The following is a 13546-nucleotide window of genomic DNA, read 5'->3' on the forward strand; positions in this document are numbered from 1 at the left end:
TGTTACCCCTCCAAAGCTTCCTGTCCATATTCAGTAATATCAATAATTTCGCCTTGTTTATTAATTTCTGTAACTTTACTATCCGAACCAACTGCTTGACTGATTTCGATTGATTTTGGCGCGTATTTCAATAAGTCTTTAAGCACTGTCTTTTTGGCCATCGCATTAAAGTCTGTTTTCCATGGACTGTTCCAGCCTTTTTGAACTGCTTTTGAATAGTTTCCAGCGTGCAATTCAATCTTGTTTTTAGTCCAGTAGGCAAAGTCAAAACCACCATTTTGAAGATGATAAACTGCATAATATCCAACTGGTTCACCATTAGGATCGTCTACTGGTTTATGAACTAAATTTTTATGAAGTCCATATTCGTAATAAAATTCATCTTCTTTGTACACTTCATGAGCATAAATAGCTTTGTATTGCCCTGTACGTGTTGCTAATTCGATAAGCCCTAAATAACTTAATTGCAATTGAGCTTCGAACTCTTTCTTTTTGTGGTTGTAGTATGGGATTAAATACGCTTGACCTAGCGCTGTATTTGGTTCTAATCCGATTTGTGATGCTTGTAATAGCGCACCAATTAACGAACGTGGGTTACACTCGAGCAATTGCGGATTGCTGCTAATCGCTGTCATTGCGATTCGAGCCATTCGTTCTGCCGACATGTGCGACGGCAATGCTTTTTGAATCTCAGGTGCCATGCGTTCTAACAAGTCACTTACTTGTTGACGTGGCCCTTTTGGTTTTTCGTTGTTCGTTTCTTGTACTTCGTTTTTGCTTACCTGTTCTTTAAATGAATTTGCATTAGCCATTTTATAGTCCTCCTAAAATCTCTATTTGATAAATCTAGACATAATTTTGTCTAAATCATCTGTTTCGTTCTCAATGTAGTTATACAGCGCTACACTGAGTACCTCTTGCGCGATGTCTACGTCTGATATGTCGTAAACCTTTGTTTCTGCTACAGTTCTGTATGCCATATCACTTATTTCAATCAAGATATAATCATCTTGTCTTATAACATGCTTTCGAAATTTAAAGCCTTCGATTTCAATGATTCCTGTATATTCTTCTCCTGTTGGAAAATACATTTTTACTCCCTCCTAGTTTGCTGTTTAAACGCACATATACAAGCGATAACGAAATTTGGTATGTTTTATCGTTTGTTCTGTTCTTGTTTGTTATACGCCTTATTTACGTTATATAACGTCATTTTATAACCTTATCCGTTAGTTTCTTCAACTTTAAACGGTCGTGATTTGATTTCTTTGATATATTTTTCGTATATCTCTGGTTGTTCTTCTTTCAGCCGCTTTGAGTCAATGCGCTTTTGTTGTTGAGGTTTCCATGTTGCCTTATAACCGTTAGTTACTGCTTTTTCATTTTCACCTAGCAGCTCCTTAAGGTTGTTTTCGTAACCTTTCTTTTCACTTTGTAGCTCTTTAATTTGTTTGTTGATAGAATGTATTGCTTTAAAGTAACTTGCTTCACTGTCTTCAACAACGATGCTACTGCTTTTGGTGTCTTGCCAGAAAACGTTCAATGCTTTGCTTGTTGCGTCGCTATCGTCCACTGGTGGTGGTGTTTTAGTAACAACATAATCATTCCAAAATTCTACTTCTTTTTTAATGATTTGTTCGATGACTTCATCATCTCGTTCGATCGTCTTCCAAACAAAATGATTTCCGCCGATTAAAACAGCGATATATACACGGTCAACGCCAGTCACTGCCATGTAGTGATAACATTGCGCCATATAAGAGCCTGGCACATTGTCATCTTGCCATTCAGATTTTTTATACTCGCTCGCTGTTTTGCACTCCAGCAATGCGTTTTCACCGATTACAACCCTATCAACATTCGCGCTGATAAAATCGTAATCTTTGTGATACATCATGTAGTTATGACGTCTCACTTTTTTATTTGTGCGTCGCTCAAATTCTTTAGCGACAACATCTTCAAGTGTATTCCCCCAGTAAATGTATTCATTGTCTGATAGATCATCTTCTATCAAATCGGGGTAACACTTTTGCACCCACAACTTGTAAGGACTGGACCACTTATTCATATTTAAGATAGTTCCGCAATCTGAACCACCTAGCGAATGCGTTCGTAGTTCTAACCACGCTTTTTCGGACATATCTTTTGTTTTAATACTTTTTAGATTTTTAAATGACATTTTGTTAACCTCCTGATATAATTGAGGGAGTTAAAAAGTTGTTTTAAACAACCATTATATCTATGGCATATACTATATTTCCTGACACTCAAAGTAACTCCCATTCACTTTGAGTGCTTTTTTATTCTTCTGCCCCTTCTCTTTCTTCCATTCTTCTATCCTCTAGTTCATCTTCTAGAAGATATAAAAATACTCCTTCTTCTTCTTGTGGTTCATGCATTTGACTGTCTCTAAACATGTCCATTAGTGTGTGCATAATATCACCTCCTAACGTTATTATTTTTCAATAAGTAACCCAATCCGTTACTTATAATCAAAAAAATAACGTATCAATTTTCCAGCCCCATAAGTTGCTGGGATTATAACGAATAACATTTGAACCAAAAGCCACTTAATCGGTTCAAATAAGAACAAACAATCAAGCATAAAAAATCCTAATGTTAGTATTGTTCCGATTAATATCTCGAACCAATCGAGAATGTCAAATTTGATGTTGTTTTCCATTTTCTACTTCCTCCTTAAATTCTTCCCAAAATAAATCGTCGAGAGTTGTATTAAACAACTTCGCGATAATTAACATTTCTTTATGAGTAAAGAGCATTTTACCTATCTCTTTGCTCGAGTAAGTAACATGAGAGATTCCTAAAAATTTTCCCATGTCTTTTTGTGAATACCCTTGTTTATCACGAAGATTTTTTAAACGGTAATTTTTTTCAATTTGTTTTTTTAATGCCATTTTTTTATTCCTCCTCTTTCAAAAATTTGTTAACAAAATATTGTTGACCTTTGCCAGTGACTTTAGGTGTCTTACTTATTGAAGTATGTCCGTCCGAATGACTTATAGTAGTCTCCTTAATTTCGAATAATTCTCTTTCCATCGAATATTGTGTCGGCATGTTATAATCAACACCTTTTCGTTTGATTAAGTAGCCGTTTTGTCGTAACCATTCAAACATCCTACGTTGACCAATGTTTACACCGTTTTGCTTGATGATCTTTGCTAACTCACCAACCAAAATTGATGTCTTTGTTGTAGCTACTGCGTCAGCGAACACGATTTTTGGTTTATCTCGTTCGATTTTTGCTTCAAGTTGATAAATGGTATTGTTAGCTATTTTTAATGCTCGCTGCATTACCATTTCAGGACTATTCCACGCTTTTTCAACTTGTATAAAATACTCGCGAAATTCAAAACCTTTTTTTGAGCCAGACATCAAGGCAATATGTTTGGCTACATCTAACGTTAACGCGTAATCATTCAATTGTCTTATCGCTCCATTATTTACAACTGTACTTGAAAGTACACTTGTAAAATCTCTATCTTCTTTAAAATGCTTTAAGTTTGTTTTAGCCCATTCGCTAAATCTCTTTTTTATGTTTAAAGCGCTATATAATTCTCTTGCACTTATTGCGATTTCTCCGTTTTCTTTTTCTTGGATTTCAAACATTTGTTCGATATCAGTTTTGATTTGTAACTGTTGCATTTCTTTCACACCTCTACTTCTCTTTTATAGCTTCAAACATTTTAATAGTTGAAGCTTGGATTAAAACTTCTTCAAAGTTTTCTGCAGTGCTCAACATCAGTGCTAATAAATCAAAGTTTCCAAGAAGCGTTTGATTAAAGAGATTCATCTCGTCTCCCTCGTCTAAAGCTGCAAACGTTATAAGACAAGGTTTAAATTCTGTTTCTTGTCTTACTTTTTTCACAAAGTCGAACAATTGTTCAGCTTTATTTTGAATTTCTTCGATTACTTCTTTTTTATTCATGTTTTTGATTTCCATTTTATATATCCTCCTACATTGCTCAGCGCTCACATTCAACGCACAGTCCTCGCAATGACTATTGAATGTATTTTAGTGCGGCTCATATCGTCGCCTACTCTCGCTCGTATACGCTCAATGTGAGCGCTGATTTTTATTATTTGTTTTTGATTTTCGATTCCATTGCTTTGTTCAAGTTATTGACAAAGCTGTTTTTAAATTCTTTATTTTCAAATAATTCAGCTTCTTCTATAGTTGCTGCTACAAATAGAAGACCTTCGTTTTTAGGCATTGATTTAACTTTCATTGTGATAGCCTCCTTTCAATGCTTTTTTAATGCTACTCATGATTTCATCGAATTCATCCTCATTGAAATCATCATGGTAATTGAAATCTGGTTCCATCGTACCCCAAACCTCGACTTTGTCGTTCCACTCCAAGTGGTAGCGACTGCCGAAGTCTCCACAAGACGAATTGTGGTAAGTTCCAATAATGCCATCTTTTTCGAAAGTTACGATTGGTTGGTCGTAACCTCCCCCGTCATTCTGCTTTCTTGGGTCGAAGTGCGGGTTGCCTTGTTTAATATTTAGTACTTTAATCATTTTTTGTTTCCTCCTTATAAAAACCTTGTTTTTTAGTCTCTCCAACTTATATACAAAGTATAACGACGGCGCTATATAATGTAAAGTGTTTATTTTAAAAAATCAGCGATTTTTATTCTTTTTTACGTTATCATTAGTATACAAAACAAAATTACCGTTATTTTGGAGGTCTGGTTCAAATTGGAAAACGATAGTTACAAGGACGGGCAAGAGTTATTTAATTTACTATTAACAACAAGACAAGAATTAAATTATTCGTTAAATCACGCGGCTTATAAAACTGGTCTATCAAATTCTTTCATTTCACAACTTGAACGTGGATTAAGACCGATACCCATTCCTAGTGTTTTAAGAAAATTTGCAAACGGTTATAAATTAGACTATCTATACTTAATGAAGTTAGCCGGATATATTACGAACGAAGATAATATCGAAGTTCAAGATACACCTTATAAAGAGGAACCAGTATTGATGTTTGAGAACATCGAAGAATTTAAAAAACTATCGTTGGAAGATCAGCAAAAAGTGATGAACATCTTAAACGAGCAAGCTGACTTTTTAATTCACAAATATAAAAAAGATTAAAAAAACAATTTTGCAAAGGGGCATACAATGAAATTTAAATACTTATCTGTCGTTTTATTAACATCTGCCGTTACTTTAACGGCTTGTAACCAAAACGAGAGTAATGACAATCAAACTAAAACTGAAAGCAATGAAACTAAAGATACGACTGACGCTTTAAAGTTCGCACAATCTAAAAAAGGTACTATATTTACAGATGAAAACGGCGTCCAGTACAAAATGCTAAAAAAATATACAAACGAAGATTCTGATAAAAACGGCATGACGCAAAAAGATAATAACGGTTTTAAGTTCAACTTTTCTTATATGCTTCTTGAAAATACTGAAACAAAAGAAAAATCATTAGCTTATTTTGGTGAAATTAAAAACGATTCTGACAAAGCGCTAGAGTTTTTAAACTATATTCATTTTGTAACTGATACTGGTGAACAATTAAAACCAGACGCCGGTCTAAATTCCGGACCGCTTGCTAAAGAATATAACGCTAATTCTAAAGGTAAAGGATATGCAATTCTTCCGTTAAATTATCAAGAAGATAAAACACCAAAAGAAATCGGTGTAACGATCGAACAACCAGCTGACAATTCTACTTTAAGTTATTACGGCGACGAATTAAGGTTCAATTTGGCTGATGACGGTAAGCCTAAAAATGATAACGTTACTCCTATTGTTAGTACAACAGCAGAAAACCAAGAAAAAGAAGAAAATTCAAGTGAGGAAGATTTAAGTTCAGATATAGATGATAGCGATTCAACAAGTGAAGAATTAGATTCTAACAACGAAACTGATGAATACAGCGTAGAAGAAGAGCTATATCCAGCTGATGAATATAATGAAATCGTTGATAGATATAACGAATTGGTAGCTGATAACGAAAAAATGGATCACGTTAACCGAGATGTCAATTTAGAAGAATACAACGAAATGATAGATAGATACAACGCTATTATTGACGAACAATCTCAAGACGAAGAATCAGAAAGCGACTTATAAACATATAGGAGTGATTATATGGAGTTAGACTTTAATAAGCGTTTAAGAGAAATTAGAAAAAAACGTGGTTTTACACAACTAGAACTTGCTAAGCGTATCGGCGTATCTAAGCAAGTTATATCTAATTTGGAACGAGGTTATACGCGACCAAACTCGGTACAAATACAGTCTTTAGCTGACGTTTTAAATATAACAACGTATGAGTTAATGGACGGCGATTTCTCAGAAAGAGTTATTCCTTTTATGTTTGAGGATAAAGCAGCATTCGACGCACTTCCCGAAAAAGAGAAAAAGGAAATCATAAAATTTTTAAAAGAACAAGCTGACTTTTTTATTAAACTTGCTCAACAAAAAAATAAATAACCAATTTGGACAGACTATTATTCTGTCCTTTATTTAGGAATTTTACACGAACATACATTCGCAAAGGGGCATTTTAGATGTTTATAGAAGATAAAGTAGAAAGCATTTTGAAAACATTAAAAAAATTCAATATCAAACTAAATATTGAAGAAATATCAGATGTTTTAAACATCTTTGTAGTATATAACGAATACCTATCTTGCTACATGCAGCGTAAAGGTCATGACGTTATATATATCAAACAAAGTGACGAACAAACTATGTGGCGATCGTTTACACACGAGTTAGGACATTATTTTTTACACTCAACAAACCAACACATTATGCCTGACATGTTTAACGAAAAACAAGAGTATGAAGCAAATAAATTCTCTCTATTATTTCGTATGCCAAAAGACGTAATAATAGAAAATGAACTGTATGACGAACGTTCATTAACTTCTTTCTTTAACGAAGACTACGAAAGTGCTCGCAATCGCCTCAAACTACTCTTTAATCAGATGACAGGTGATGTGGTTTGGTAGCATACAAAGATCCAAAAACAAACAAATGGTATTTTCAAGTTGCAGTTAAAAACGAAAACGGAAAATGGGTAACTAAAAAAAGAAGAGGTTTTGATAAAAAGAAAGAAGCATTACAAGCTGAACAAGAGTTTTTAAAAAGAATAAAAGAAGAAAAGCTCAGTCACAAGACATCATTTAAAAAAATCGCAGAAGACTATATGAATTATTCTGTTGGAAGAAAAAAGGAAAGTAGTATTAAAATTCAAAACATTGTTATTAATACGATATTGATACCTCACTTTGAAGAAAAGGTAATATCAGAAATAAAACCTAAAGACATTGCAGATTTGTATAACAAGTTTTTAGATGAATATTCAAAATCGTATTTAAAATTAATAAAGGCAATACTATCATCTATGTTTAATTATGCTATGAGCTTTTACGATTTACCCAAAAATGTTGTTAAATTAGTTAAGATTCCAGAAAAGAATAGCGGTGCTCACGAAGATGAAAAAGTTAAATATTGGACTGTTGATGAATTTAACACCTTTATAAAAGAGGTGGACAATCCAGTTTATAAAACACTGTTTATCTTATTATTTTGGAGTGGCATGCGTAAAGGTGAAGCGTTAGCGTTAAAGACAAGCGACATCAACATGCACGATAATACAATATCAATTAATAAAAATTGGAATGGTGAAAAGGTCACAACCACTAAAAACAAAAATTCTGTTCGTGTTATTAGTGTTCCAGATATTGTTATAGAGCATGTAATAGAATTGATCGAGCATCAAACAAATAAATACAAAGAATACTCAGATGATTTTTTATTCACATACAAAAACAAAAACGTACCTCTTCAAACAAACACACCTAATCACATAATGAATAAATATCTCGCTAATTTAAAATTACCAAAAATACGAGTGCATGACTTGAGACATTCTAATGCTTCGCTATTAATTAATAACGGTTTACCATTATATAGCGTTTCTAAACATCTTGGACACAATAATATACAAACAACTGCTAACGTGTATGGGCATTTATATCCAAGTAGTGAAAAAGAAATAGCAAACACACTTAACAAACTTACAAACCGTAAATAATAATTTTGTCCCAATTTTATCCCAAAATAAAAATAGCAAGGATCAGCATAATTTTATATACGCTGTATCCCTTGCTATTACTAGCTTTAAAGACTTGTATTTAACTTCGTCGTTTTTAACTATTATCCATTTTGTTTAATGTATTAATTGCGTCGTTATATTATTTTGAAAAACAGCACTTTGTATCTTACAATGAGTTTTTCAAAAATTCAAAATCTATATCTTTATTAACACAATAAACTAGTAGCCTACCATTATGAGCCCCTATTATGCTTTTTTCATATTTACTTAAATGGTGAGCTGTTAAATCGTCCTCACTCGGCAAAGGAATTCTAGGATGATTGTGTACAGATACCATTTGATACGGTGTACTTTCCACTATTCTCTCTATGTTTGTTGTTTAATGAACTTTAGACAAATAGTTTTTATTCTCAATACTCTTAAATGATTGCTTTCCTGTATTTGCATCATGTGCCGTCACACATCGTTTCTAAATCGTGCTTGCTTTCATTAGACTGTGTTTGAGGCTGTATGAAACTGATGCATGCTCTTTTCTTTTCGATTTACACTTTGGAGTCGTTCATTCTTCTTACATCTCGTATGAATACACAGTAAGACGTCTTTTTATTGATTTCAGCATCAAAAAGCAGCACACAATTGGAAAGATCCGCCAACTCTGTACTGCTTCGCTATTTATACTTCTATTTGAAATGTGACTGTATCAATGATTTCATGATTGCGATTCCGGAAGTTCACTCGACTGTTCGCAGCATCTAACACGATTTCAGCATAAGTTTCTTCCATATCGCTTCGTGATTGCGAAATGCTTCCTGGATTGATCACATGAACATCATGAATCTGTTTATATTTTGCTACATGTGTATGGCCGTAAAGTGCAATGACTGCATCATGAGCGATTGCAGCTTGAGCAAGTTGTTGACGACCACTATTAACGTTATAAAGATGCCCGTGCGTCAAAAATATGCGCACATGACCAACAGTTACCACTTGTTGTTCTGGGAATTCAGGATAAAAGTCTACGTTTCCTTTGACACGCTGAAACAAACTCAACTCTGTATCATCATATTTAAATTCTGAATCACCTAAATGAAAAAATGCTTCTGCGTCTTTATGCTGTTGATACACATCATATAAAATGCCCGTTTCTCCATGATTGTCACTCAGTACGATAATTTTTTTCATTTCGCTTCACCTTCAATGTACGCTTTTAATAGGTCAATGGCTTTACGACGGTGACTGATTTCCGATTTTTCTTCAGCAGTAAGTTGGGCCATCGTTTTTTGACGTTCAGGAATTAAGAAAATAGGATCATATCCAAAGCCATTTTCGCCGATTTGACTTAAAGTGATTTCACCTTCAACTGTACCTTTAAACGTCTTTGTTTCTCCATTTGCTGTTGTCATACTAATCACACAAACAAATCGTGCAGCGCGGTTTTCTTCATTTTCTAACCCTTTAAGTACTTTTTCAATATTCGCTTCATCACTTTTTTGTAATCCTGCATAACGCGCGGAATAGACACCCGGTTCACCGTTCAATGCCGCTACCTCTAAACCACTATCATCAGCAATCACAGTCGCATTCAGTAATTTGGCTGCTGCTTCAGATTTTAACCGCGCATTCTCTTCAAATGTCGTGCCTGTTTCTTCAACATCGAAGTCTTCTATCATCTCGTTAATGCCAATCACATTATCTTCTGCAAAAATCACTTTAAAATCATTAATTTTCCCTTGGTTCGATGATGCAATGACGATATCTGCCATAGTTTTCTCTCCTATCCTAACTGAATTCTTTCAACTTCAGCATCAATTTTAAGCCACTCTTGAATAATATAAGTCATGTGTCGAACTTCACCATTCGCAAAAAAGCGATGTTTCGGTTGCGGCGTGTAATGCGCATGTTCATGACTAAATGTAAGTAACGCGCTCACTTCTCTCGCTGTTTCTAGCCCTGAAGAAATGACTGTTTTCGTTTTTCCAAAGTAATCAAATATCGGTTGGTACAGCAACGGATAGTGTGTACACCCTAAAATGACCGTATCTGCTTCTGTTTGACGCCAACTTTTTAATGTTTGATGAATCACGATATTCGTAATCGTAGGATCTTTATACTTCATCTCTTCTACTAACGGGACAAATCCTGGACATGCGACGCCATAAACATCTACATGAGGGTTGATTTTTTTAATATGTGTACGATACGCTTCTGATTTGATTGTACCCTCTGTTCCAAGTACAAGTACATTTTGATTTTTAGTCGTCATAATGGCAGTTCTCGCACCGGGTTCAATAACACCAATCACTGGTATTTTCAACTGTTTTTGTAATGGTTCTAATGCGACAGCGGTTGCCGTATTACACGCAATCACAAGCATTTTGATATCATATTGTACTAAGTAATTGGCCATTTCAATGGTAAATTTTTTAACTTCTTCTTGATTTCGAGGACCGTATGGGCAACGACCGACATCCCCTAAATAATAAATGGTTTCATTGGGGAGCTGTCTCATAATTTCTTTCGCTACCGTTAGCCCCCCTACACCTGAATCCATAACTCCAATTGGTCTTTCCATCTCTTTCATCCTATTCGTGTTCATTATTGCTTTTTATTTTATCACATCTAATATGAAGTTGAACAATCTGGTATTTCGTAAATCTACACTGAAACACACAACTTCAAATATTTTATCATATTGAATGTATAATGAATCAAATTTACATACTGTTTTTGTTGTTCAATCTGATTATCATCATTCATCGATATACGTCCATAAAAATAACGCATGCTCTCTACAGAACATGCGCCATTGTTATATCATTATTCTACTTCATGGTCAGAACCAAAGAATGATTTGAACATATGGAATGATGTTTCACGGTTCATTGCCGCAATAGAAGTTGTCAATGGAATCCCTTTTGGACACGCTTGTACACAGTTTTGTGAGTTACCACAAGCTTGTAAACCACCTTGCTCCATTAACGCATCTAAACGTTCATCTTTTGTCATTGCACCAGTCGGATGTAAGTTAAACAAACGGACTTGTGAAATGGCTTGAGCCCCAACGAAACTGTTTGTTTTTGTTACGTTTGGACATACTTCTAAACATACCCCACATGTCATACATTTTGATAATTCATATGCGGTTTGACGTTTTTTCTCTGGCATACGTGGACCAGGACCTAAATCATACGTACCATCAATCGGCACCCATGCTTTCATACGTTTCAAGTTGTCAAACATACGTGTACGATCCACTTGTAAGTCACGAATCACTGGGAATGTCGTCATCGGTTCAAGGCGAATCGGTTGTTCAAGTTGATCAATAATCGCTGAACAAGATTGACGTGCTTTACCGTTAATCACCATTGAACATGCACCGCAGACCTCTTCCAAACAGTTCATATCCCATGTCACAGGTGTTGTTTTTTCACCTTTTGTATTAATTGGGTTACGACGAATTTCCATGAGCACCGCGATGACATTCATATTTTCACGATAAGGAATTTCAAAAGCTTCTTCGTATGGTGTTGAGTTTTGATCCTTTTGTCGTTTAATAATTAACTTGATTGTTCTATTTGAATTGCTACTTTGAGCTTGTTGTGGTGTGTGTTGTTTCTCTTGTGTTTCTGCCATTATTTTTTACCCCCTTTTGACTTACTTGTGTAGTCACGTTTACGAGGTGGGATTAAGCTGACATCAACAGGTTTGTAAGTAAATTCTGGTGGTGCATCTGGACCTTTATATTCAGCTAAAGTGTGTTTTAACCACTCATCGTCATTTCTTTCTGGGAATTCTGGCTTATAGTGCGCACCACGAGATTCATTACGATTATAAGCACCGATTGTAATTACGCGCGCTAACACAAGCATGTTCCACAATTGACGTGTGAAGAATACGGCTTGGTTACTCCATTGTGATGTATCTTCCATGTCAATATCTTGGTAACGTTTCATCAATTCAACAATTTTCTTGTCAGTTTCTAACAATTTATCGTTATGACGTACAACAGTAACGTTTGCTGTCATGATTTCACCAAGTTCACGATGCAATTTATATGCATTTTCAGAACCTTTCATGTTTAGCAACTTGTCGAAACGTGCTTGTTCTTCATCCACACGTTTTTGATACATGCTGTCATCCATGTCCACATATGATTTTTCAATGTTTTCCACATATTTCACAGCGTTTGGACCTGCGACCGTACCGCCGTAAATTGCTGATAATAATGAGTTCGCACCTAAACGGTTACCCCCATGTTGTGAGAAATCACATTCCCCTGCCGCAAATAAACCATCAATGTTCGTCATTTGATCGTAATCGACATAGAGACCACCCATTGAGTAGTGTACTGCTGGGAAGATTTTCATTGGTACTTTACGTGGGTCATCACCTGTGAATTTTTCATAAATTTCGATGATACCACCTAATTTAACGTCTAACTCATGTGGATCTTTGTGCGATAAGTCAAGGTAGACCATGTTTTCACCGTTAATACCGAGTTTCTGATTCACACAAACATCGAAAATTTCACGTGTCGCAATATCCCGAGGTACTAAGTTACCATAATCAGGATACTTCTCTTCTAAGAAATACCAAGGTTTACCGTCTTTATACGTCCAAATACGGCCACCTTCACCACGTGCTGATTCACTCATGAGACGTAATTTATCGTCACCTGGAATCGCTGTAGGGTGAATTTGGATAAACTCACCGTTACCGTATTTTCCCCCTTGTTGATATACGATAGATGCAGCTGATCCAGTGTTAATCATAGAGTTCGTCGTTTTACCGAAGATGATACCTGGACCACCCGTTGCCATGATGACCGCATCAGAACCGAAAGATTGAATTTCTGAAGTTGTGATGTTTTGAGCGACGATACCACGTGCGGCATTGTCATCATCTTTAACGATACCTAAAAATTCCCATCCTTCATATTTCGTTACAAGTCCGTCTACTTCATAGCTACGTACTTGTTCATCTAATGCGTATAATAATTGTTGACCTGTTGTCGCACCTGCGAATGCAGTTCTGTGATGTAACGTCCCACCGAAACGACGGAAATCTAAAAGTCCTTCAGCTGTACGGTTAAACATCACACCCATACGGTCTAACAAATGAATAATCTGTGGTGCTGCTTCAGTCATTGCTTTAACAGGCGGTTGATCCGCTAAGAAGTCTCCACCGTATACTGTGTCATCGAAATGAACCCACGGAGAGTCACCTTCACCTTTTGTATTTACCGCTCCGTTAATACCGCCCTGTGCACATACTGAGTGAGAGCGTTTTACTGGAACAATCGAGAACAAATCTACATGTGCCCCTTGTTCCGCTGCTTTAATTGTTGACATTAAACCGGCAAGACCGCCTCCGACAACAATAATTTTCTTCTCTGCCATAGAATTGTCACTCCCCTGAAATGATTAAACG

Annotated in this window: 19 protein-coding genes; 5 read left to right on the forward strand and 14 right to left on the reverse strand. The window is 35.5% G+C overall.

The annotated features are described in order from the left end of the window. Nucleotides 1-2: 2 nt before the first annotated feature. The 9 genes from CD138_RS07085 to CD138_RS07120 form a co-directional block, all read right to left on the reverse strand. The gene (locus CD138_RS07085) at nt 3-812 is read right to left on the reverse strand and encodes a recombinase RecT (RefSeq protein WP_019168122.1); all 810 of its coding nucleotides are present in this window, start codon (nt 810-812) and stop codon (nt 3-5) included. A 21-nt stretch (nt 813-833) separates the two neighbouring features. Further along, nucleotides 834-1091 carry a DUF1108 family protein gene (locus CD138_RS07090; RefSeq protein ID WP_019168123.1) on the reverse strand — a complete coding sequence of 86 codons (258 nt, stop codon included), beginning with the start codon at nt 1089-1091 and terminating at the stop codon, nt 834-836. 131 nt (nt 1092-1222) lie between these two features. Continuing rightward, nucleotides 1223-2179: a YqaJ viral recombinase family nuclease gene (locus tag CD138_RS07095; protein WP_019168124.1), complete on the reverse strand. Its 957-nt coding sequence runs from the start codon at nt 2177-2179 to the stop codon at nt 1223-1225. Nucleotides 2180-2300: 121 nt separating this feature from the next. After that, nucleotides 2301-2435: a hypothetical protein gene (locus CD138_RS14645; RefSeq protein WP_019168125.1), complete on the reverse strand. Its 135-nt coding sequence runs from the start codon at nt 2433-2435 to the stop codon at nt 2301-2303. Nucleotides 2436-2660: 225 nt separating this feature from the next. Next, nucleotides 2661-2915, reverse strand: coding sequence for a helix-turn-helix transcriptional regulator (locus tag CD138_RS07105; RefSeq protein ID WP_019168127.1), 255 nt, complete (start codon nt 2913-2915; stop codon nt 2661-2663). 4 nt (nt 2916-2919) lie between these two features. Next, on the reverse strand, nt 2920-3663 hold the full coding sequence (locus CD138_RS07110; protein WP_019168128.1) for a phage antirepressor KilAC domain-containing protein: 744 nt from the start codon (nt 3661-3663) through the stop codon (nt 2920-2922). A gap of 13 nt (nt 3664-3676) precedes the next feature. Next, nucleotides 3677-3961, reverse strand: a complete 285-nt coding sequence (locus CD138_RS07115) for a DUF2482 family protein (RefSeq protein WP_019168129.1) — start codon at nt 3959-3961, stop codon at nt 3677-3679. A 136-nt stretch (nt 3962-4097) separates the two neighbouring features. Beyond that, nucleotides 4098-4247: a hypothetical protein gene (locus tag CD138_RS14205; RefSeq protein ID WP_019168130.1), complete on the reverse strand. Its 150-nt coding sequence runs from the start codon at nt 4245-4247 to the stop codon at nt 4098-4100. Continuing rightward, nucleotides 4237-4542, reverse strand: coding sequence for a hypothetical protein (locus CD138_RS07120; protein ID WP_019168131.1), 306 nt, complete (start codon nt 4540-4542; stop codon nt 4237-4239). The genes CD138_RS14205 and CD138_RS07120 overlap by 11 nt, the downstream gene beginning before the upstream one ends. 180 nt (nt 4543-4722) lie before the next feature. Between CD138_RS07120 and CD138_RS07125 the strand changes: the two genes are divergently transcribed. The 5 genes from CD138_RS07125 (at nt 4723) to CD138_RS07145 (ending at nt 8095) form a co-directional block, all read left to right on the forward strand. Continuing rightward, the gene (locus CD138_RS07125; RefSeq protein ID WP_019168132.1) at nt 4723-5127 is read left to right on the forward strand and encodes a helix-turn-helix domain-containing protein; all 405 of its coding nucleotides are present in this window, start codon (nt 4723-4725) and stop codon (nt 5125-5127) included. Between the two features lie 27 nt (nt 5128-5154). Continuing rightward, nucleotides 5155-6120 (forward strand): hypothetical protein, encoded by a 966-nt coding sequence (locus CD138_RS07130; RefSeq protein WP_019168133.1) that lies wholly within the window; start codon nt 5155-5157, stop codon nt 6118-6120. Nucleotides 6121-6138: 18 nt separating this feature from the next. Continuing rightward, nucleotides 6139-6483: a helix-turn-helix domain-containing protein gene (locus CD138_RS07135; protein ID WP_096638246.1), complete on the forward strand. Its 345-nt coding sequence runs from the start codon at nt 6139-6141 to the stop codon at nt 6481-6483. Nucleotides 6484-6560: 77 nt separating this feature from the next. Further along, the gene (locus CD138_RS07140; protein WP_019168135.1) at nt 6561-7007 is read left to right on the forward strand and encodes an ImmA/IrrE family metallo-endopeptidase; all 447 of its coding nucleotides are present in this window, start codon (nt 6561-6563) and stop codon (nt 7005-7007) included. Further along, on the forward strand, nt 7001-8095 hold the full coding sequence (locus CD138_RS07145; RefSeq protein WP_019168136.1) for a site-specific integrase: 1095 nt from the start codon (nt 7001-7003) through the stop codon (nt 8093-8095). Before CD138_RS07140 ends, CD138_RS07145 begins: the two co-directional genes overlap by 7 nt. 693 nt (nt 8096-8788) lie before the next feature. Here CD138_RS07145 and CD138_RS07150 read toward each other — a convergent pair. From CD138_RS07150 to sdhA, 5 genes are all read right to left on the reverse strand, one after another. Beyond that, a complete protein-coding gene (locus CD138_RS07150) occupies nt 8789-9298 on the reverse strand; it encodes a YfcE family phosphodiesterase (RefSeq protein ID WP_019168137.1) in 510 nt (169 codons plus the stop codon). Continuing rightward, on the reverse strand, nt 9295-9879 hold the full coding sequence (locus tag CD138_RS07155) for an XTP/dITP diphosphatase (protein ID WP_019168138.1): 585 nt from the start codon (nt 9877-9879) through the stop codon (nt 9295-9297). The genes CD138_RS07150 and CD138_RS07155 overlap by 4 nt, the downstream gene beginning before the upstream one ends. Before the next feature lie 11 nt (nt 9880-9890). Next, nucleotides 9891-10688: a glutamate racemase gene (racE, locus tag CD138_RS07160; protein ID WP_019168139.1), complete on the reverse strand. Its 798-nt coding sequence runs from the start codon at nt 10686-10688 to the stop codon at nt 9891-9893. 245 nt (nt 10689-10933) lie between these two features. Further along, nucleotides 10934-11749, reverse strand: a complete 816-nt coding sequence (gene sdhB, locus CD138_RS07165) for a succinate dehydrogenase iron-sulfur subunit (protein ID WP_019168140.1) — start codon at nt 11747-11749, stop codon at nt 10934-10936. Continuing rightward, nucleotides 11749-13515 carry a succinate dehydrogenase flavoprotein subunit gene (gene sdhA / locus CD138_RS07170; protein WP_019168141.1) on the reverse strand — a complete coding sequence of 589 codons (1767 nt, stop codon included), beginning with the start codon at nt 13513-13515 and terminating at the stop codon, nt 11749-11751. Before sdhA ends, sdhB begins: the two co-directional genes overlap by 1 nt. Nucleotides 13516-13546: the final 31 nt, after the last annotated feature.

Origin of the sequence: Staphylococcus intermedius NCTC 11048 (genome assembly GCF_002902385.1) — a bacterium.
Classification (GTDB): domain Bacteria; phylum Bacillota; class Bacilli; order Staphylococcales; family Staphylococcaceae; genus Staphylococcus; species Staphylococcus intermedius.